Raw genomic sequence first — 20459 nt, 5'->3', positions numbered from 1 at the left:
CATTTATTAAGGTGTTTTCCACGTCCGTCATGGATATATTCGGCAGGACTAATACTAACCCATAAAAAAGCGAAAGAAAATGAAAAATTTTACATGCATCGCTACCCCGTATCATGATAGTTTCTTATAATGATATGGTGGAGTAAGGGAGGCAGGCGTGCAAAATGATATTTAGGCTTGAAAATATTAGGTATAAAGGGATTTTGAAAATTGATGATTTGAAAATACCCGCTTGTATGGTTACTTGCTTGACTGGGGAAAGCGGTGCAGGAAAAACCTCACTGCTCCGATTATTGAACAGGATGGATGACCCGGATAGCGGTTCGATCTATTATCAGGATCAGCTGCTGGATAAATTCAACCCGATAGAGCTCCGGCGTAAAGTCACAATGCTTTCTCAGGCACCGTTCACTTTACCTGGTACGATTGAAGAAAATCTTCAGATTGGCCTGGAATTGACGGAACGGGAAAAAAAGGATAAAGCCGAATTGGTTAAAGCACTTGAAACCGTCCAGTTGCAGAAGTCTTTAGACGAGGGGGCGGAGAATCTTTCTGGCGGGGAGAAACAGAGGCTGGCACTGGCGAGGCTACTTTTATTGAAACCCGAGGTGTATTTACTGGATGAGCCGACCTCGGCTCTCGATGAGGAAGCCGAGCTGACGGTCATGAGCCGTTTTTTAGAAGAAGTAAAGCGGGAAAAAGGAACGGTCATCATGATAACCCATTCAAAACAGCTTGCGGACATCTGTGCTGAAAAGAGGATCGTTCTGAAAAAGGCGAAGGAGGGTGACTATTAATGGAGGCGAATGGGATAATAGATATTGAGTTCTGGCGTCTTTGTGCGGCCTACGTGTTTGTAGTAATCCTGCTCATAATCGTGAAATGGCGCGGGATTTCACGGGAAAATCAAATCGTGCTCGCTACGGTACGGATGACGGTCCAACTCGTTCTCGCCGGTTATGTTTTGACATATATCTTTGAAAATCCCCACCCTTTACTTTCTTTGGGATTTCTATGTGCGATGTCCCTGTTTTCCATCCATAATATTTTTAAGCAAGTGTCCCATACACTTAATAAGAAAATCAAAAGGATGGTTATCCTAAGTATGTTATCAGGTCCCATGGCTGCCTTGTTTTATTTTAATGTGGTCGTGATCCATTTCACCCCATGGTATGAGCCGAGGTATTTCATTCCAATTGCTGGAATGATCGTGGGAAATGCGATGACAGGAGTGACATTGGCGCTTAAAAACCTCCATGATGGGATTAGCAGTAATCGTGAAAAGGTAGAAGCGATGCTGATGCTTGGAGCGACTCCAGCGAGGGCTGTTAAGAAATATGTGGATGCTGCATTCGACTCGGCAGTGCTCCCGACTTTGAACAATATGCTCGGGATGGGGATTATCTTCCTACCAGGAATGATGACAGGGCAAATCCTGTCGGGGATAAGCCCGCTAATCGCTATTGAGTACCAGATTGCGATACTAATCGGGATTCTCGGAAGTGTTTCATTAACGGTGGTCCTTTTCATTATGCTGAGTTTCAGGGCTTTTTTTACCAAAAATGCACAGCTGTCCATTTAAACATTGAAGAATCTGAAAAGTAATAGTTGCAGTTCCTTCTATATTTTTGTACTATTTTGTAGGTACCAATAGTTTTGGTTTGTTTGTTGGGAATGATAATGCTATCCTGATAAGGAAAAGGGCATTTCTTTTTTTCGTTTCTTTCCTGATGGATGGAGAAAACCCCTTACATAACCTATTTTTGTTAATTTATCTTAAAGGAGATTGATTTATATGGTAGAAAAAACATTTACAGTAACTGCAGAAACAGGAATTCACGCTCGTCCGGCTACATTGCTTGTACAAGCTGCAGGAAAATTTGATTCAGAAATAAACCTTGCTTATAAAGAGAAAAAAGTGAACCTTAAGTCCATTATGGGTGTAATGTCTCTAGGTATTGGCAAAGGGGCGGAAATTACGATTTCTGCTGAAGGAAGCGATGAAAATGATGCACTAAACACACTTGCTGAAACGTTAAACAGAGAAGGATTAGCAGAATAATGTCCACTTTGATTAGTGGAATAGCAGCTTCAAACGGAATAGCCATCGCTAAAGCCTATCGACTGACTGAGCCAGATTTATCGATTGAAAAAAGAAGCATAGAAGATGTCGGGGCTGAAATATCCCGTTTTAAGGAAGCTATTCAAAAATCAACAAATGAATTGGAGATAATCAGGGATAAAGCCGAAAAAGATTTAGGGGCCGATAAAGCCGCTATCTTTGACGCGCACCTGCTTGTTTTGGCTGATCCGGAACTTATCACTCCAATTCAGGATAAAATACAATCAGAAGGCGTCAACGCTGAGTTTTCCTTAAATGAAACCGCAAGCATGTTCATTACGATGTTTGAACAAATGGATAATGAATACATGAAGGAACGTGCGGCGGATATCCGTGACGTCACGAAACGGGTTCTGTCACATCTTTTAGGTGTTCATATTCCTAATCCGAGCATGATTGCTGAAGAAGTGATCATCATTGCGGAGGATTTGACTCCATCCGATACAGCACAGTTGAATCCGGCATATGTTAAAGGATTTACGACAGATATTGGTGGACGTACATCCCATTCAGCCATAATGGCACGTTCATTGGAAATTCCAGCAGTCGTTGGAGCGAAGTCAGTGACCTCGTCCATTGAAAATGGTGACTTGGTCATAATTGACGGGCTAAAGGGTGAAGTTCACATCAATCCTACTCCTGAACTCGTGAAACGCTACGAAGAGGAGCAGGAAGCCTATGCCATGCAAAAGGCTGAGTGGGCTAAGCTGGTTAATGAAAAAACCGTTACAAATGATGGCCATCATGTGGAATTGGCAGCCAATATTGGTACGCCGAAAGATCTTGAGGGCGTTCATCAAAATGGCGGTGAAGGCATCGGGTTATATCGTACGGAATTTCTTTATATGGGCAGAAATGACTTTCCAAGTGAAGAAGAACAGTTCGAGGCATACAAAGCGGTGCTGGAAGGAATGTCAGGTAAGCCTGTAGTCGTCAGAACGCTTGATATTGGCGGGGACAAGGAGCTGCCATATTTAGAGCTTCCTAAGGAAATGAATCCTTTCCTTGGATACCGTGCTATACGCCTATGCTTAAATGAGCAGGAGATTTTCCGGACTCAGCTCCGTGCCCTGCTTCGTGCAAGCATTTACGGAGATTTGAAAATCATGTTCCCGATGATTGCCACGCTTGCTGAATTCCGCGAAGCTAAAGCCGTTTTGGCTGAAGTTAGGCAGGAATTGCTTGATAATGGTGTTCAAGTTGCCGAAAAAATTGAAGTCGGAATCATGGTTGAAATCCCTTCAACTGCAGTGATGGCGGATATTTTTGCTAAGGAAGTCGATTTCTTCAGCATTGGCACTAATGACTTGATTCAATATACGATGGCCGCTGACCGAATGAATGAGAGAGTATCCTATTTATATCAACCATACAATCCAGCGATTTTACGCCTGGTTAAAATGGTAATAGATGCAGCTCATAAAGAAGGGAAATGGGCCGGAATGTGCGGGGAAATGGCTGGAGATGAAGTGGCCATACCGATATTGATCGGATTGGGCCTTGATGAATTCTCAATGAGTGCCACTTCGATTTTAAAAGCACGTTCTCTAATTAGCCAACTTTCACTTGAAGAGATGAAAAAACTATCTCAGGAAGTTTTAGGGCTTGATACGAATGATAATGTGAAAGAAGCGGTAGTTAACGCTTTGAAGAAATAAATATATCAGGAAAAACGCACCCCATCCACAGAACCTTCGGATGGGGTGCTGTCCTGTAATTCTTGCTTGATTATTTGAGAAAAAATGTTTATTGCTTCAAAATGGGGGTAAATAAAAAGCAAGCACAGTTGTTTAGCTCTATTAGGGCAGCTGACATTCTCATTTCCCCCTTTGACGCCGGTTGGGTTATCCAACCGGCTATTTTTTGTAAATAAAAATCACAATAATGATTATTCAGATTTTTCACTTTACGGTTATGACGATATAATGGAATTATGATTTTAAGAAATTGGAGGTTAAATATTATATGGAATTACATTTGGAAAAGAAAAATGCCTTGATTTTAGCTTCAAGTCAAGGTTTGGGGAAGGCTATGGCAGCTGAATTGGTTAAGGAAGGGGCAAATGTCATGCTGGCAAGCCGTGATGGAGAAAAGCTTGCCGCCGTACAAAGGGAATTATCGCAGCTTGGGACGGGTAAAGTTTCTTATAAGGTAACGGATATAACAAAAGCTGAAGATATTAAAAGCCTGGTTGGGCAAACTGCTGAGGAATTCGGCGGTATCGACATTCTTATTAATAACGCCGGAGGTCCTCCAGGGGGTTCATTTACGGATTTCAATGATGAAGAATGGCAACAATCCTTCGAACTTAATTTACTAAGTTTCATCAGGACGATCCGTGAAAGCTTGCCACATTTAAAAAAACAGGGCGGGAAAATCGTTAATATTGCTTCTTCATCCATTAAGGAACCGATTCCAGGATTGATATTATCGAATACATTCCGGACGGCAATCGTTGGATTGTCAAAGACGTTAGCTTCAGAATTAGCACCGGACCGGATTTTGATCAATACAGTCGGTCCAGGAAGAATCGCAACAGACCGCGTTCAGCACCTTGATGAAATGAATGCGGAGAAACAAGGCGTCACTCCTGAGGAGGTGACTGAACAATCGATTAACAAAATCCCTCTTGGCCGTTATGGGGAACCCGAGGAATTTGCAAGGTTCGTTACTTTCCTTGTTTCAGGCGCTAATACATATTTAACGGGCCAGTCGTATTTAGTTGACGGAGGAATGATAAAGTCCATTTAAGACTTTTTGAAACAAAATGATTGGGAGGAATCTGCAATATGCAATCGAACAAAGTGATCGGCTTCATAGGTTTAGGAGTTATGGGAAAAAGCATGGCCGCAAATCTTCTTAAGGCGGGATTTGAGGTGTTTGTTTATACAAGGACGAAAGATAAGGCAAGTGAGCTGCTCTCACAGGGAGCGAAGTGGGCATCTGCACCAAAGGAAATTGCGCAGAGAGCCAATGTGATCATTTCCATGGTGGGATACCCTAGTGATGTGGAAGAAATCTATCTGGGGGAAAATGGGCTTATCGAGAACGGGAAACAAGGAACCCATTTAATCGATATGACGACATCCACTCCATCTTTGGCAGTGAAAATTGCAGAAGAAGCCAAGAAAAGGGGCATGGAATCATTGGATGCACCGGTTTCCGGAGGAGATATCGGTGCTCGTGATGCGAAGCTTACGATCATGGTCGGCGGGTCTAGTGAGGCATTTGAAGCTGTCCTGCCCATTTTTGATATCATTGGCAGCAATGTTGTCCACCAAGGCCCGGCTGGCTCAGGACAGCATACGAAAATGTGCAATCAAATCGCCATTGCATCCAATATGATCGGAGTGACTGAAGCGATTTCCTATGCCAAAAAGGCCGGGTTGGATCCGGACCGGGTTTTAAGGAGCATATCATCGGGTTCCGCCGGAAGCTGGTCACTGTCCAATCTTGTGCCGCGAATGGTTGAAGGGGATTTTGAACCTGGTTTTTATATCAAGCACTTTATCAAGGATATGAAGATTGCACTTGATGAAGCGGAAAGAATGGGAATGGACGCTCCTGGATTAAGCCTAAGCAAATCCCTATATGAGGGGCTGGCAGAAGCTGGCGAGGAAAATAGCGGTACACAAGCATTATATAAACATTATAATTAGTGCTAGCATTTCTATATCATGAATAAGCTGATAGCGACAGCCTTTACAAAAAGGAGTGAAAGCTATGGGCGAATTCGATGATATCAATATGAAATTCCAGGAATTAGAAGATGGTCGATATATTGTAAGGATTGAAGGTTTTAAGCGAGAAAAAACCATTCACCAAACAAAGCCCATTCGTTGGGATCTGAAATTAATGAATGAAAGTCCGCTGATACTGCCGGTGAAATTCAGTCATATCGAAACGAATGCCGGTTTTCAGATCCTGATGCGCGAATTGAAGAGTTTAGGTTTTTCAAAGCCGCGCTCCGCAAAGGAATTTGAAGAAGTGATGGCTGATTTACTTGGGTCAATCGTTGAAGTGAGCCTTACCACGACAAATAAGGAAGAGGGATATCGGGAAATTCGTTTCTTACGGAGGTTGTATTAATTGACTGACTTGGTGAAAAACCTTCGGTAGCATACAACTTTGAAAATAGGAAAACGGCCTTCAATTGTTCATTCAATTGAAGGCCGCTTTATTTTCGGTTACTTTATGGCTAAAAAAGCCTCAATACGATCCAAAGCCTTTTCAAGGGTTTCCATGGAATATGCATAAGATATCCTGAAGTACCCTTCACCAAGGGGAGAGAATGCATCTCCAGGGACCACTGCCACTTTTTCCTGTTGAACAAGCTTAAGGCAAAAATCAAGCGAAGAGGCATAGCCTTCAGGCAGCTTTATAAAAAAGTAAAAGGCACCATTTGGTTTGACTACTTCCAGATTCATCGCTTGTAAGCGGCTGAATACGTATTCCCGTCTCCGTGCATACTCAGTCTTCATGGGGATTGCATCATCTCTGCCTGCCGTCAATGCTGCCAAGGCAGCTCTCTGCGATATGGAGGCGGCACAGGTCACATTGTATTGGTGAACCTTCAGGAGATGCTGAGAGATGGCTGCAGGCGCAAACAGAAGGCCGATTCTCCACCCGGTCATGGAATGGGACTTGGACAGTCCGTTCAGGACGATGGTTTGTTCTTTTAAGAAAGTGCCAATCGAAACATGCTCCTGATCGAATACCAGTTCACTGTATATCTCGTCAGCCAATATGAAGATGTCCTTGCCCCTGACAAGTTCGGCAATGTCCAATAATTCTTCGGCAGATAATGTAACCCCGGTCGGATTCGATGGATAGGGCAGAACGATGCACCGGGTATGCTCAGTTATGTATTTTTCAAGTATATCAGCAGTCAAACGAAATCCATTTTTTGTTGTATCGGCATAAACAGGTGTTGCCCCGCACATCTTTATGATGGGTTCGTATCCCGGATATACCGGACCCGGTAATATTACTTCGTTTCCTGGGGTGAGGATCGTCCGGAACGTAATGTCTATGCCTTCGCTGGCACCAGAGGTCACTATCACTTCATTCTCCGGATCATAGTTAAGCTTGTATTTATCCTTTACATAATTTGAAGCGGCTTCCCGTAATTCCAAATAGCCCGCATTGTGAGTATAAACGGTATAGTCATTATCGATGGCATGTTTTGCAGCTTGTTTAATATGCATCGGAGTTGGAAAGTCAGGCTGTCCTATCGTTAAGGAAATGGTGCCTTCGATATCAGCTACCATATTGTAGAATTTACGGATTCCTGATATTTTAACGTCTTTTACTAGAGGGTTTATTAAATGTTCCATCTATGAATATCCTCCCTTTTCTTACTACATGAATTATGTACAATGTTTGACTCATTCATTCTATTTTATCATTTAGTTTGGAGGGGGGAGAAAACTTTTTGAGATTAATGAATTAAAGGTATAATGTATGATAAGAAAATTTTGAGGGTTGATACATATGATAAGGACTTGCGCAATAACTTCTAATCATGAAGTCAGTTTTGGTTTACCGCTAACCGAAATGAATAATTCGGATATCGAGTGGTACTGGGTGGATTTTTCCAACCCCACAAACAAGGAAATCGAACTTTTAACCAATCATTTTCACTTTCATCCGCTGGCAATCGAAGACTGCCTGGATGATTTTAACCAACGTCCCAAAATGGATTTTTATGAGGGCTACCAATTTCTTGTGATACATGCTCTAAGGGAGAAGGTATTTAAAGCAGTGGAATTGGATATGTTTGTTGGTGAAAAATGGATAGTCAGTTTTCATAAGGAAGACATGCTTGAACTGGAAAAAGTATGGGAAGAAATTGCTGGTAATAAAATGTTGAAGCAAAGTCCCTTTTTCTTGATGCATAGGATAATTGACAGGATCGTCGATGAATTTTTCCCGCCTGTTTATAAAATAGAAAGCGAATTGGGCAGCATTGAGGAAAATACTGAAAATGACACGATTAACGAATTGATGGATCAGCTTTTCGATTTACGTACAGATATGTCCAAGCTCCGTCGGACCATATTGCCGATGCGTGATTTATTGTACAGAATGATCTCATCAGAGCGTCTGAATTACTTGAAGGATCAGCACCTTTATTTTAATGATGTGTACGATCATCTTCTTAAATTGACTGAAATGCTTGAATCGTATCGAGATTTTTCGTCAGATATCCGAGATAGCTATTTGTCTGTGAACTCTAATAATATGAATTCAACGATGATGACATTGACTGTCATCACTACCATTTTCATGCCGCTGACCTTCATAGTGGGCGTATACGGGATGAATTTTGAATATATGCCGGAATTAAATTGGCATTATGGCTATTTCCTCATTCTTGGAATGATGGGCGGAATTGCCTTGATGATGTTTTTATTCTTTGTTAAAAAAGGATGGCTCAATCCAAAGAAAAGGTCGCGAAGGAGATGAAAAGACCCAACTGACCTGCTATTTTAAGTGGGTTTAGAAGGGCTGCAAGGAGTTATTTGCTGATCCACCCAATATGGAGGTTTTTATCGAAGAGACAGCCTTACGATCGATATGATGGCCGGTATGGCAGTGGTGAAAAATGAGAATGGAAAAAGGGACTCTGATGGGTCCCTTTTTAGTTTGGTATTAATAAATAATCACTTCTTGATTCTTTTTTTAGCTGTGCCCTAAACAAAAGAAATATTTAACCGAATTATTAGGTATGAGTTCATTGATGAAACCATGGTATTTTTCCTAGCGGTTAAATGATTTATGGATTATGAAATGAAAAAGTAGAAGGGCGAGATGAAACAATGGAAGCAAATAAAGGAATATTACTTGAAAGTGGAACGAATGAGCTTGAGATAGTGGAATTCGGTCTCGGAAATAATAAATTCGGCATTAACGTAATTAAGGTGAAGGAAATCATCAATCCTGTCCCCATTACGCTAGTCCCGCATTCGCATCCAAATGTGGAGGGGATCATTGAGCTTCGAGGAGAAGTCCTTCCAGTTGTGAATGTGGCGGATGCTTTAGGATTTCCGCCATCTGAAACTCCTGAGCAGGATAAATTAATAGTGGCTGAATTCAATCAGCAAAAAGTGGTTTTCCATGTCCATACCGTAACACAGATCCACCGTATTTCCTGGTCACAAATCGAAAAGCCTTCAGATATGTATCAAGGCCTTGAAAGTCAGATTATCGGAGTAATAAAATTAAATAGTGACATGTTATTGTTACTAGATTTTGAAAAAATAATGGTCGAAATCAATCCAGAATCAGGAATAAACATCCAACAGGTTAAAAAGCTTGGTATCCGGCAAAATTCAGACAAGAGAATCCTGATTGCAGAAGATTCTCCATTACTGAGGAAGCTGCTGTTTGATACATTGTCAGAAGCTGGGTTCAAGTACTTGGAGTTTTATGAAAATGGACTTGATGCATTTAATTATCTGGAGAATTTAATTGATTCAGGAAAAGTGGTTGAAGAAGAAGTGCAACTGGTGATTACCGATATTGAGATGCCTCAAATGGATGGGCATCATTTGACTAGAAGAATAAAGGAAAACGGGGAACTCGCTGGATTGCCGGTGATTATTTTCTCTTCTTTGATTACGGACAGCCTGCGTCATAAAGGTCAGGTCGTAGGGGCTGACGCACAGATCAGCAAGCCAGAAATTGCAGAGCTAATAAAGTTGATAGACAGATTGGTATTATGAATGTGAAACGGGCCTGTGAGGCATTACCTCACGGCCCGTTTGGTTTATCAATGATTAATACTTGGAACCTTTTCCTAAAAAGGAGGATGGAAATGGATTGTGGAAAGGTTGCTTGACCGACCCACGCCCGTGAGCCCTTTTCTCGGTGTTGGTAGGGTTAGGTTGTTTTTCACCTGCTTGTCCAACGTAAGATTGCAGGATCTGTTTTGCCTTGGATAATGACAATGCGGCTTTAGGGTTCCGTATGGAGGCTGCCCGGCTGCCGAGGTGGGGTAGTTTTTTCAAATCTTCCTTAGTTGGAGGTAAATGAAAAACATATGATCCGCATTCGACGATGACGTCGGATTGTTGTGCTGCAAAGCGAGGGTTATCAGAGAAATGAAGTCCAATCTTCTTCGCTTTTCCTTCTTGCATAAGCTTGCTTAATGCGAGCCGTTTTAAATTATATAAATTTTTGGGCTCCAATGCAGTCTTTGCATGTTTATTGACAATAAACACGGCTTGGGCAATGGAGTTAATCGAAAACTCATCCCTTTCAGAATGTCCTTTCGTTTGGTTCATCATGGAAACTCCTTTTCTTAATAAGGTTAGAAGGACGTTACAAACAGACGTCCTTCAATCAAAACCTGTCTTATATATTGGTTGAAATAGAGACGTGTGCGCAACCAGGCACAAATAGTGAAAAAACAATGCATGTACATCTCTAAGGTATGACCATCATTTCCTAACATTTTACCTTCTATTCATTTTCATATTATACCACTTCAAAATATATAGTGAAGTAAAATTCAATCTGACGGCTTTTGGTCCAAGAAAAAGAAGGCGTTCAATGTCGCCTTCTGTGCAATCCTTATTGAGTGTATATATTGATATTTTCGGATACCCCAGCCTGTGCGCCGAATTGTTGTTGCTGGTAACCCTGAAAGCCTTGATAAGCAGGATAAGCTGGATAAGCAGGGTAAGGAGGGTAAGCGGGCGGGTATGGAGGAGGATATGGAGGATAGACAGGTGGACGGTTATTGAATAGCAACGGTCCAATTGCCAATCCTGCAACAAAAGCTACAGGCGCCAATAGAGGAAAGAAAGGAAAGAAGCGCTCGTCATTCCAATATTCAGGTCCATATTCATTCCCATATGAATTTCTGTATTCGTTCTGTAGCATCATGGTCTGTGGATAGTGGTAGTAAGGAAAATACTGTGTTTGCATAATTAGCCTCCTTTTCTCAAATTCTTTACATAGTATGGTTTTTTTTTAGAAAAGAGCCTGTTTCATCTTAATCTGTTATAATGAGTCTACTTATGAGAAAAATTCGGGGGGACCTAAATGGATCGATTAAAAAGCATCTTTGCAGTCGGTTTTGGAGGAGCGGCAGGAGCAATATTGCGTTATTGCGTAATCTTGACTGCTGGCCATTCCTTCTTCCCGTTTGGAACCCTATTGATAAATATAGTAGGCAGCTTTTTGCTTGGAATGATCAATGGCTATTTCGCCGCGAAAAAGAAGTCGCTTGTTTTTTTAGTGCTGGGCAGCGGGTTTTGCGGCGGCTTCACCACGATGTCCACATTTTCCCAAGAAGTGGTTAATCTACTGCAGACTTCTCTGCCATTGGCGGGACTGTATCTTGGAGCTACGCTTTTATTTGGTTTGGTCGCTGGTTTCCTCGGACTGGGCCTTTTTAATAGACAAAGAGGTGACTCGCTTTGATTGAGTTTCTTTCTGTTTTTATAGGAGGTTTTTTTGGGGCGGCCTCCCGATATGTCTTGCAGATTATTTTTAATAGGCTTTTGCCAGCGGTCTCTATACCCATTAGCATTTTACTGATTAACCTTTTAGGTTCCTTCGGGCTGGGATTGGTGTTTCCGCAAAAAGAGAGCTGGGCTTTATCTTTGCAGGTTTTTCTGACGATAGGTTTTCTGGGTGCTTTTACGACCTTTTCGACATTCAGTATGGAAACGCTTGAACTTATTAGAAAACACCGTTATATAGATAGCCTTATCTATATAACGGTGTCTGTTTTAGGGTGTATCGGCACTTTCCTGTGTGGCTATTTAAGTATGGTATAACCTTTATGGCATTACCGTTGATTCTGGTAAAAAAGACCTGGTTTTCTCGATATACTTCTAATGCTATAATTCATAGGAGTCCATTATAAATGATACATGGCAACAAGTTGTTTTATCCGCACAGGTTTTGTTAATAAGTCTGGCGGTTTTCCCCTGTTTTCGTTTTCTATCATTTTTCGGCTTGTAATTCGTAAACAGTCAACTCCGGACGTGAAAGAAAACGATAGGGGAGACGGGTAGTGCCAAGCCCTCTATTAACATGTAACGTTAATGAATCGATTTCATATGTGCCTTCCCGGTACTTTTCAGCGTATGGAGGAGTTACAAGGGCACCGGCAAACGGAATTTGTACTTGGCCTCCGTGACTGTGACCGCTTATTTGATATTGGATGTCGTAAGTCCTTGATATGTCGGCAAGATCAGGGGCATGTGAAAGCATAATGGTGAACACTTCTTCCGGGATGCCGGAAAGGGCTTTTTCAAAATCCGGCTTTCCTAGCATGGCATCATCAACCCCGGCAATGATTATTTCTTCAGCCGTTAATAAGGTTATCTTAGCTGAGGTATTCTGCAACATGGTAAAATGGGATTTTTCCATGATATCACTGTAAATTTCTGAGCCATATCCCCCATGATCATGGTTACCATAGATGCTGAACTTTCCAAGCGGCGCTTTGAGCTGATTCAAAACGAGAGGGATTTTCTGGTGAGCCTTGTATTTATTAGGCTGGTCCATTAAATCTCCGGTAAAAAAAATAACATCAGGGTCCAGTTGATTTATCTTATTGACAATTGCTTGTAAATCTTTAAGCTGAAATTGAAAGCCTAAATGCGTATCACTGAATTGGACCATTTTCATGCCATGAAAACTTTTTGGGATAAGCGGGTGTCTGATGATTTTGTGCTTGATTTCTAACCATTTCGGCTCCAAATTATGGGCATAATAGTTTCCGCCAATACCTAAACCGGTTATGGTAGCCAATGTACCAAGACTTTTCTTTAAGAATGTTCTTCTTGATATGGGTTTATTCAAATTAATCAACCTATCTAATATAAAAATGTTACTTCCTCATACTAACAAACAATATACATAAATTGAAGAAAATATCTTCTATAAGCCTATGAAAAACATGTAAACTGGGGTTTGATGAAACCGTATCCGGTTTGAAATTGAACATCTATACGGAGGTAACATGATGACCGAACCAATGTTTATTACACTGATTATACTTCTATGCGCGATTGCGCTTTTTATACAAGGAAAATTTCGAGCTGATTTAATTGCACTTAGCGCACTTTCCATACTGGGTTTATTGGGGATTCTTACATTGGATGAACTGGTGGCCGGGTTTGCGAATCAAGTGGTCATCATGCTGGCTGGGCTATTTATCGTCGGTGCCGGCCTGTTAAATTCAGGAATCGTGGAAAAGGCAGGAAATAAGTTGTTAGGTTTATGTGGGGGCAGTGAATGGAAATCGCTGCTTATCGTCATGCTGACTGCAGGAATATTAAGTGCATTTCTAAGCGGAACAGGAATTGTTTCCATACTGCTTCCGCTCGTTATGAGCATGGCCTTACAACAAAAAACAAGTCCGACAAGGTATTTATTGCCCCTTGCCTATGCAAGCAGTATTGGGGGGCTATTAACACTTACCGGTACTCCCTCCAATATGATCGTCGCTGATGTATTACGGCAAAACGGAATAGGGACTTTAGAATTTTTCGACTTTACACCTGTTGGCTTAATCGCCTTTGCAGCAGGGTTATTCTTCATGTTGACACTCGGGCGCCTGTTGCTTCCCGAGAAAACGATTGCCGCGAATAACAGTGTCAAGGGACTGTCTGCAGGGGAGCTTGCCGGCATGTACAAAGTGTATGACCGATTGCATTATCTGCACATACCCGCTACTTCCGATATTGTTGGAGAAAGGCTGTCAGACCTCCAGCTTCCTATTCAGTATGAATTGACTTTGATTGAAATCCAGCGGAAGCCAAAGGACAAACAATTGCCGCTGCTGCAAAGACAGCTGACGATTTCAGCCAGGGCGGATGAAGTTCTTCATCCTGAAGATGTCATTTTGGTGTTTGGAGAAGAAGAAGCAGTCGAGAGGTTGGCACTTAACTATGAACTGGAGTTTAAACATTTCAATACAGAACAAATAAAGAAACATTTTCTTAGCAGTAGATTTGGATTGACAGAAATATTGATCGTCCCGAATTCGGATTATGAAAATCAAACCTTGATAGATGTGCATTTTCGCGAGAAATACCAATGTAATGTGCTGGCAATCAATCGGAATGGCGAATATATTCAAGCGGATGTCGGAACGGAACGCTTGAAACCGGGAGATGCAATCCTGATACATGGAGAATGGGAGAACATTGAGAGGATTTCCTCGGATTTACAGGATGTCATCGTTATTGGAAGTACTTCAGAAGATGGCTCTCCGGTCAACTCCAGGGGGAAAGCATGGATCGCTTTGGGAATCACTGCATTGATGGTCATTCTTTTATCGATGGAGTCCGTCCCTGCTGTATTATCGGTACTGACTGCAGCATTGTTGATGGTGATCACTGGCTGTGTCCGTTCGATGGAGGATGCATACCAAAAGATTAACTGGGAACCTGTTCTCTTGATTGCTGCCATGTTCGGAATAACGGCTGCTTTGGATAATACGGGTGGAGTGAGAATGATAAGTGATTGGCTGGCCGTTTTATTCAGTAATATCGGGGCACACGGCATATTGGCGGTCTTTTACCTCCTGACACTGATACTGAGCCAATTCATCCCATATGGAGCCGCGACAGTAATCATGACGCCCATTGCCCTGACATCTGCGGTGAATCAAGGAATCGATCCGCTTCCTGTGTTTCTATGCCTTGCCGTTGCTGGAAGTTTGGCGTTATCCACTCCAAGGGTTGCCACTACCAACGCGCTTGTCATGACGGCGGGTGATTACAAGCATAAAGATTTTATCATGATCGGGATATCCATACAGATCTTCATTGGTGTTATCATGGTGATCACAATTCCGTGGTTCTTCCCTTTTTGATCAGACTGAAGGCATTGTTCCATATATGGACAATGCCTTCGGTTTCTTTGAATTAATCGCAGCGAAAGTAAGCATCGCAGCAATCGACAATTTTTTAAGTCCCCTTAAAGTATTCAATGCATACCATGCTTTTCTTTTGCATCTGCGGATACAAGCTCAATCGTTTCTTTACGTTAGCATATATAGGTTTTATATCTTGATGATGACACAGATATGCATCCTCATCACATCAAGTTTTATTAATTCTATTTAAAACCATGAAGACTTTAGGCAAAGGGTTCTATCTACAAGTTAAACAAAGTTGATTGGAACGGAAGGTACGAGACTCCTGCGGGAAAAGCGAGGCCAGGGGAGACCCCACAGGCGCAAAGACGCCGAGGAGGGCTCCCGGACCGCCCGCGGAAAGCGAGTGCCTGGAGAGGAAATCGGCGTTCAATGTACAAACCATAAAAAACGGTAGGCATTGTTCCATTTATGGACAATGCCTTTTCAAAGTATTTCTTTTCAAAACGATAGGATGAACGGGTATTTTAATGTTCTGAAAAAAGAGTTGTTCAGTAGGAATTAAAATTATTTATTATCAATGCCGGAAACTAATGGTATAATTTTGGCATATTGGTGTTTTCGTAATTAGGGGGAAGATGCATCATGGATACAGAAAAGATATTAAAGAATTTAGACAAGGTGACACCATTCTTTCAACCGATTTTCAGTGCAGATCAACATCAGGTAATCGGGTATGAAATTCTAGGGCGCTATGAGGAACAGGCGGAATATAAAAGCCTTGGCCCTTTTTTTCACGATTCTGCAGTGCCGGAAGAGTATAGGGTGGAAGTGGATAATTACGTACTTGAAATTGCCTTGGAGAGAATAAAAGACTATGGTGAAGATTTTCTTATCTTTATCAACAGAGATCCTAATTTGCTTATGCTGGATCATGGCGAAGAATTCATGGAGATATTACATCGTCATTTTCAACCGGAGGAAATGCACCGGATCGTGCTGGAATTATCAGACACGATCAGTCCGGAAAACTTAGATCCTTTGCAGCATGTGCTTGCTTACTTTAAAACATATGGGATTAAGATAGCTTTAGATCATTTAGGGGAAGATACGCAATTGGACCGAATCGCACAGATTTCTCCGAATATTTTAAAAGTTAACCTGGACCAGCTTCGCATTTCAGGTGGAGATGCCTATCAGGTCATCCTGTTTTCTCTAAGCATGCTTGCACGAAAAATCGGCGCCAATTTACTATTTGAAAACATTGAGTCCGAATACCAGCTTCGCTTTGCATGGAAGAATGGGGGACGATATTATCAAGGGTATTTTTTGGCGAAACCGGAAGGCGAGTTCATTAATAAAGATTTACTTCGTGAAAAATTCCATCAAGAATGTCAGTCTTTCATTTCTTTAGAGACCAAGAAGCTTGAAGCCGTTTATCAAAAGACTTTGCAATTCAACGAGAATATGCAAAACTTCCTAAAGCAGCATAAACGGGCCGGCTCCCATGAAGAGTTTCTCGGAGTTTTGGCGAAAAAGTTGGATTCCGTATGTTTCCGGCTTTATATTTGTGATGAAGAAGGGTATCAAAAATCTCCCAATATCCTCCATAAGGAAGGGCAATGGTTAGTCCAACCGAGCTATATGAATAAAAATTGGAGCTGGAGACCTTACTTTCTCGAAAATATCGTAAAGATGCGTAATCGGAAAACAGGAATACTATCCGATTTATACAGTGATATCGAAACGGGAGAAACCATTCGGACCTTTTCATATCCCCTGAATAATAAGGAATACATTTTCTGTGATCTTTCTTATAGTTATTTATATGAAAATGAAGCATTGTTATAAAAAACGATTCATGAATATAATCGCTTTAAATGTGTAACGATAAGCAGAAATGATGCGCTTGGAGGAGACATATTTTGAGCACGTACATCTGGATTCTAATCATAATCGTTACAGTCATGGCGTTATATCTGCTCTTTTATACTTATTCTGTGGCAAGGGCACAGAAAGTGAAAGCCAGATATGATTCGACTATCGATGATACAGTTAAAGAACATCCTTATTTAAAGAACCCGATATTAGTTTCTCTTTTAGTTGGGACGATTTTGGTTGCCGGTTTTATTTTTTACTATGCTTTTCGATAGGTGTAAGAAGAAGATTTCAATATCATGAAATCTTCTTTTTTATTGTGAAGAATGGGCAATGGTTTCAAAGTCTAACGGAGAAATTAATTTTTGTAGTTTGGCTTTGATCTTGACGGGTATTGAAAGACATGGGCAAAAATCCGAATCATTAGGAGAAATTCTATAATTAGGAGATGATTGTAATGAGTAAATATTTAGTTGCATGTCTTGCCAGCGTCCTTTTATTTTTAAGTGGAGGGTTCACTGCTTCAGCGGAGGGCTTACATAGAGAGGAAGTATTATCCTTAGTACAGGATGCCATGGAGAATCAAGGCTCGATCAGTGAGGAAGTACGTACTAAGGAAGCGATTGAAGGGAAGTTGGATAAACATTTCACAGATGACTTCATCGAGAAGTTCGTCCAAGCGAATGTAGTGAAAGTCGATGGCGGTTATACCGCATTTGGATCAGATTTCGCACCATATTATATCCCATTTTTCAGCTACGACAAAAATACGGAAATTATATATGGGAAAAACGGTGACTTCATTTATGTTCAGGAGGAATTCCAGGACACAGGGGACGGACCTGTATCGATGGAAAAACATGTTGAATCAGTTACTTTGAAAAAGGAAAATGGGGTTTGGAAGATAATGGACGTAAAGTATGGAAGTGAAAAAATGGAATAAGGGATTTAGAGGAAAGTCCTTCAAAGCTGAAAAGTATAGAGGCTGAAATGAAAAAGTCCAAGGAAGGTTACAGCCTTCCCTGGACTTTTTGTTATATATTCAGTTCTTTCTTTATTTCGTCCAATTCAAAACCAATAATGGCTTTCCCATCGATGACGACCGTCGGAGTGGAATAGGCGCCATATTTATTCGTTAGTTCTTTTCGTGCATGTCCATCCGCTTTAATATCTTTTTCTTTGTATACGACATTATTATCATCAAAGAACATTTTCATGATTTTGCAGGGAGGGCAATCAGGTTGGGTATAGAGCGTAACATCTTTCATTTCATTCCTCCATGTATGCTTTAGGTAAGGTTTACTTTTTCATTATAGAGAATGCCAAGACATTTGAATAGGAAAAAACCTTAAGGACCATTCTACCGATCTTTATCCTGTTTTATCAGGTAGTCTATCAATCCCATGGAACAAACGTTAAGGTCCATGGCAATGATATCAAAAACAGGATGATCAGCGGTGATTCCCTTTTCGCTTAAATGAACAGCGACCTTCGTGAAAATATTTTTACTGGTAGCTGCCACTTGTTCCTCGAAGCCAGCATATTCCCTATATGCCGATTTGGCAGTCTCCACGAATTTAGGCAGCCAGTAATGAAGTTGTTTATAGACTTCATTAGGATTTTCCGATACCCCGTAATGACCAAAATATATACGTTCGACGCCGATGCTTTCATACAATTCCGCTGCAGCAAGCATCGCATCGGGATTAAATTGGTTTGGCGATGTGGACGGTAAGTAAAATTCCAAACCTTCTTCATCGAGTTCACGATAATAGATGCCTACGGTGTCACCTGAAAACATCCCTTTTGAAACTGAATCGAAAATGCTTAAATGATGGTTAGCGTGTCCTGGCGTGTCATAAAAGGTCAACTTGGAATTTTCACTTGTTTTTAGCGATTCCTTATCATGTTTAGTCAGGATTCTATCTATTGGAATAGGTAATATCGGATTGAAAAGGTTGTTGAATTCTTCACCATAGACCGCTTTAGCCCCAGCGATCAAGCGTGTTGGATCTTCTAGATGCCGTGCGCCTTTTGGGTGGACGATCACTTTCGCATTCGGACAATGTTGTAAAAAAAGTCCAGCTCCGCCTGCATGGTCCAAATGAATATGGGTAAGAATGATATATGTAATATCTTCGAGGGCGATTCCCAAATGTTCGAGCCCCTTCATTAAGTGGGGGATGGAAGGGCTGGCAGAAGTTTCGACTAAGGTGATGTCTTCATCGGCAATTACATATGTTCCTGTACGATTTCTTCTATCCAAATCAAAACCATCAATCAATGAAATGCGATATCCAAGCTCACTAATGTTTTGCAACTGAATCTACCCCCAGAAAATTTTTCATGTACAAAATCCATTCCTTATTTTATTCTGTTAATAGTGCCATGTAAAGAATGAAGTTTTAAATTATTCTGAATTTATTTCAGCGTGGCTACTGGATAGAAAAGTATGGTATAGTGAAACCTATCGAAAAGGTTTTATTCAGAAAGGAGAGGGAGTATGTCTCAATTACAGGGCATCCTTACCAGATTGAAAAGTCTTCAAGAGCAAGCGAAGGAATCTGAATCTGCTCAACGTTTTTTTGAAATAGATGGTGTGAAAAAGTGCCAGGTTACATATTTCAGCAAAACAGAAATGTTCGAGCTTGAAGTATACAGTGATAAAGGGAAATCATCTAAATATCAATTCGATAATATTGATATGATTACCATTGAAATCTTTGATCTTCTTCAATCTTAAAAAAATCACAAAAAGCCGCCTTCCATTGGAAGCGGCTTTTTTATTTTGAACCGGTCAATTTTTACTTGAATGAAGTAGTGATTTTTACGACATCTTATTAATTGGAGGGATGTAAATGAAAAATCCAATGGTAATATGCCCGGCATGCGGTGAGGAAAGGGAAATGGAAAATGTATTAACCGCACAATCCAACCAAAATGTGATTTACCAATGCCCGGAATGCGGTTTTAAACAGGTTAACATCAAAACTAGTAAGGGCTAAGGGTCTATTGCGGAAATCCCGCCGATTGGGATTTTATTGGTCTAGGAATGAGCCTTTTCCGCTTACATATGTTAAACTATAGAAAGAGCTGTATATAAAAACATATGGTAAGGGGTTTTAACATGATCGGTACTCATGATGGGGATTTATTGGAAACCAGCGTTAAAGACTTAATGATTTCTTCTGAACGCGTGGCCCACGTGCAGGTAACCAATAATTTAGAACATGCACTATTGGTATTAACAAAGAGCGGTTATACGGCCATTCCTGTGTTAGATCCGATGTATAAACTGCATGGTTTAATTAGCACACCAGTCATTCTTGATTCAATCTTGGGACTGGAGCGAATTGAATTTGATAATCTTGAGAATAAAAAAGTTTCCGAAATAATGAATATAGAAATACCTCGCCTGCATATTGAAGATACATTGACCAAGGGTGTGGAATTGTTGATTGATCATCCGTTTGTCTGTGTAGAGAATGACGAACATGTATTTGAAGGTATCTTAACGAGAAGGGCAATCTTGAAAAAGGTATTTAAACAAAATACACCTGATAAATAAGCAAGGCATAAAATGATGGTTAACCTCAAGACTCGCCAGTTGGC

Annotated in this window: 24 protein-coding genes and 1 pseudogene; 18 read left to right on the top strand and 7 right to left on the bottom strand. The window is 41.0% G+C overall.

Annotated elements, in window-relative coordinates:
- Window positions 1-167: 167 nt before the first annotated feature.
- The 7 genes from ACSR9O_RS01550 to ACSR9O_RS01520 all read left to right on the top strand — a co-directional run bounded on the left by ACSR9O_RS01550 (window position 168) and on the right by ACSR9O_RS01520 (window position 6211).
- Window positions 168-797 carry an ABC transporter ATP-binding protein gene (locus tag ACSR9O_RS01550; protein WP_101224729.1) on the top strand — a complete coding sequence of 210 codons (630 nt, stop codon included), beginning with the start codon at window positions 168-170 and terminating at the stop codon, window positions 795-797.
- Entirely contained in the window at window positions 797-1582 is a 786-nt protein-coding gene (locus tag ACSR9O_RS01545) for an ABC transporter permease (protein ID WP_491723810.1), read from the top strand. Before ACSR9O_RS01550 ends, ACSR9O_RS01545 begins: the two co-directional genes overlap by 1 nt.
- 213 nt (window positions 1583-1795) lie before the next feature.
- Window positions 1796-2062: a phosphocarrier protein HPr gene (locus tag ACSR9O_RS01540; protein WP_034314127.1), complete on the top strand. Its 267-nt coding sequence runs from the start codon at window positions 1796-1798 to the stop codon at window positions 2060-2062.
- A complete protein-coding gene (gene ptsP, locus ACSR9O_RS01535) occupies window positions 2062-3780 on the top strand; it encodes a phosphoenolpyruvate--protein phosphotransferase (RefSeq protein WP_434169000.1) in 1719 nt (572 codons plus the stop codon). The genes ACSR9O_RS01540 and ptsP overlap by 1 nt, the downstream gene beginning before the upstream one ends.
- Window positions 3781-4087: 307 nt before the next feature.
- Window positions 4088-4873, top strand: a complete 786-nt coding sequence (locus tag ACSR9O_RS01530) for an SDR family oxidoreductase (RefSeq protein ID WP_101224513.1) — start codon at window positions 4088-4090, stop codon at window positions 4871-4873.
- A gap of 38 nt (window positions 4874-4911) precedes the next feature.
- The gene (locus ACSR9O_RS01525) at window positions 4912-5781 is read left to right on the top strand and encodes an NAD(P)-dependent oxidoreductase (RefSeq protein WP_402941648.1); all 870 of its coding nucleotides are present in this window, start codon (window positions 4912-4914) and stop codon (window positions 5779-5781) included.
- A 64-nt stretch (window positions 5782-5845) separates the two neighbouring features.
- Window positions 5846-6211, top strand: a complete 366-nt coding sequence (locus ACSR9O_RS01520) for a hypothetical protein (RefSeq protein WP_034314117.1) — start codon at window positions 5846-5848, stop codon at window positions 6209-6211.
- Between the two features lie 98 nt (window positions 6212-6309).
- Here ACSR9O_RS01520 and ACSR9O_RS01515 read toward each other — a convergent pair whose 3' ends face one another.
- Window positions 6310-7458, bottom strand: coding sequence for an aminotransferase A (locus ACSR9O_RS01515; protein ID WP_260357012.1), 1149 nt, complete (start codon window positions 7456-7458; stop codon window positions 6310-6312).
- Window positions 7459-7615: 157 nt separating this feature from the next.
- Here ACSR9O_RS01515 and corA point away from each other — a divergent pair, with 157 nt between their 5' ends.
- The gene (corA, locus tag ACSR9O_RS01510) at window positions 7616-8590 is read left to right on the top strand and encodes a magnesium/cobalt transporter CorA (RefSeq protein WP_434169004.1); all 975 of its coding nucleotides are present in this window, start codon (window positions 7616-7618) and stop codon (window positions 8588-8590) included.
- A gap of 353 nt (window positions 8591-8943) precedes the next feature.
- The gene (locus tag ACSR9O_RS01505) at window positions 8944-9849 is read left to right on the top strand and encodes a chemotaxis protein (protein ID WP_491723809.1); all 906 of its coding nucleotides are present in this window, start codon (window positions 8944-8946) and stop codon (window positions 9847-9849) included.
- Window positions 9850-9903: 54 nt separating this feature from the next.
- On the opposite strand, the gene ACSR9O_RS01500 is transcribed toward ACSR9O_RS01505, so the two are convergent.
- Together ACSR9O_RS01500 and ACSR9O_RS01495 are read right to left on the bottom strand one after the other, a co-directional pair.
- The gene (locus ACSR9O_RS01500) at window positions 9904-10410 is read right to left on the bottom strand and encodes a YkyB family protein (protein WP_101224517.1); all 507 of its coding nucleotides are present in this window, start codon (window positions 10408-10410) and stop codon (window positions 9904-9906) included.
- A 289-nt stretch (window positions 10411-10699) separates the two neighbouring features.
- Window positions 10700-11011: a hypothetical protein gene (locus ACSR9O_RS01495; protein WP_397315031.1), complete on the bottom strand. Its 312-nt coding sequence runs from the start codon at window positions 11009-11011 to the stop codon at window positions 10700-10702.
- Window positions 11012-11173: 162 nt separating this feature from the next.
- On the opposite strand from ACSR9O_RS01495, the gene ACSR9O_RS01490 reads away from it, so the two are divergent.
- Both ACSR9O_RS01490 and crcB read left to right on the top strand, forming a co-directional pair.
- Window positions 11174-11554: a fluoride efflux transporter FluC gene (locus ACSR9O_RS01490; RefSeq protein ID WP_101224518.1), complete on the top strand. Its 381-nt coding sequence runs from the start codon at window positions 11174-11176 to the stop codon at window positions 11552-11554.
- Entirely contained in the window at window positions 11551-11913 is a 363-nt protein-coding gene (gene crcB, locus ACSR9O_RS01485) for a fluoride efflux transporter CrcB (protein ID WP_101224519.1), read from the top strand. Before ACSR9O_RS01490 ends, crcB begins: the two co-directional genes overlap by 4 nt.
- Window positions 11914-12082: 169 nt before the next feature.
- Here crcB and ACSR9O_RS01480 read toward each other — a convergent pair whose 3' ends face one another.
- Window positions 12083-12946: a metallophosphoesterase gene (locus ACSR9O_RS01480; RefSeq protein WP_101224520.1), complete on the bottom strand. Its 864-nt coding sequence runs from the start codon at window positions 12944-12946 to the stop codon at window positions 12083-12085.
- A 163-nt stretch (window positions 12947-13109) separates the two neighbouring features.
- On the opposite strand from ACSR9O_RS01480, the gene ACSR9O_RS01475 reads away from it, so the two are divergent.
- Complete coding sequence (locus ACSR9O_RS01475) at window positions 13110-14966, top strand: SLC13 family permease (RefSeq protein ID WP_230177602.1); 1857 nt, start codon at window positions 13110-13112, stop codon at window positions 14964-14966.
- Here ACSR9O_RS01475 and ACSR9O_RS01470 read toward each other — a convergent pair.
- Window positions 14967-15171 (bottom strand): annotated as a pseudogene (locus ACSR9O_RS01470) (transposase); the annotation flags it as partial.
- A 443-nt stretch (window positions 15172-15614) separates the two neighbouring features.
- Between ACSR9O_RS01470 and ACSR9O_RS01465 the strand changes: the two are divergent.
- From ACSR9O_RS01465 to ACSR9O_RS01455, 3 genes are all read left to right on the top strand, one after another.
- A complete protein-coding gene (locus ACSR9O_RS01465; protein WP_101224522.1) occupies window positions 15615-16820 on the top strand; it encodes an EAL domain-containing protein in 1206 nt (401 codons plus the stop codon).
- A 74-nt stretch (window positions 16821-16894) separates the two neighbouring features.
- Window positions 16895-17122, top strand: a complete 228-nt coding sequence (locus tag ACSR9O_RS01460) for a hypothetical protein (protein WP_101224523.1) — start codon at window positions 16895-16897, stop codon at window positions 17120-17122.
- A gap of 182 nt (window positions 17123-17304) precedes the next feature.
- Window positions 17305-17790, top strand: a complete 486-nt coding sequence (locus tag ACSR9O_RS01455) for a DUF3993 domain-containing protein (RefSeq protein WP_157831112.1) — start codon at window positions 17305-17307, stop codon at window positions 17788-17790.
- Window positions 17791-17881: 91 nt separating this feature from the next.
- On the opposite strand, the gene ACSR9O_RS01450 is transcribed toward ACSR9O_RS01455, so the two are convergent.
- Both ACSR9O_RS01450 and ACSR9O_RS01445 read right to left on the bottom strand, forming a co-directional pair.
- Entirely contained in the window at window positions 17882-18115 is a 234-nt protein-coding gene (locus ACSR9O_RS01450) for a glutaredoxin family protein (protein ID WP_061462251.1), read from the bottom strand.
- A 92-nt stretch (window positions 18116-18207) separates the two neighbouring features.
- Window positions 18208-19167, bottom strand: coding sequence for an MBL fold metallo-hydrolase (locus tag ACSR9O_RS01445; protein WP_260357016.1), 960 nt, complete (start codon window positions 19165-19167; stop codon window positions 18208-18210).
- Window positions 19168-19350: 183 nt separating this feature from the next.
- On the opposite strand from ACSR9O_RS01445, the gene ACSR9O_RS01440 reads away from it, so the two are divergent.
- The 3 genes from ACSR9O_RS01440 to cbpB all read left to right on the top strand — a co-directional run bounded on the left by ACSR9O_RS01440 (window position 19351) and on the right by cbpB (window position 20415).
- The gene (locus ACSR9O_RS01440; RefSeq protein WP_034314086.1) at window positions 19351-19590 is read left to right on the top strand and encodes a YkuJ family protein; all 240 of its coding nucleotides are present in this window, start codon (window positions 19351-19353) and stop codon (window positions 19588-19590) included.
- A 115-nt stretch (window positions 19591-19705) separates the two neighbouring features.
- A complete protein-coding gene (locus tag ACSR9O_RS01435; RefSeq protein WP_202190634.1) occupies window positions 19706-19852 on the top strand; it encodes a hypothetical protein in 147 nt (48 codons plus the stop codon).
- A gap of 122 nt (window positions 19853-19974) precedes the next feature.
- The gene (gene cbpB, locus ACSR9O_RS01430; protein WP_101224526.1) at window positions 19975-20415 is read left to right on the top strand and encodes a cyclic-di-AMP-binding protein CbpB; all 441 of its coding nucleotides are present in this window, start codon (window positions 19975-19977) and stop codon (window positions 20413-20415) included.
- Window positions 20416-20459 lie beyond the last annotated feature (44 nt).

The organism is Peribacillus sp. B65, from assembly GCF_058513295.1.
This window is presented reverse-complemented; position numbering and strand designations above follow the sequence as displayed.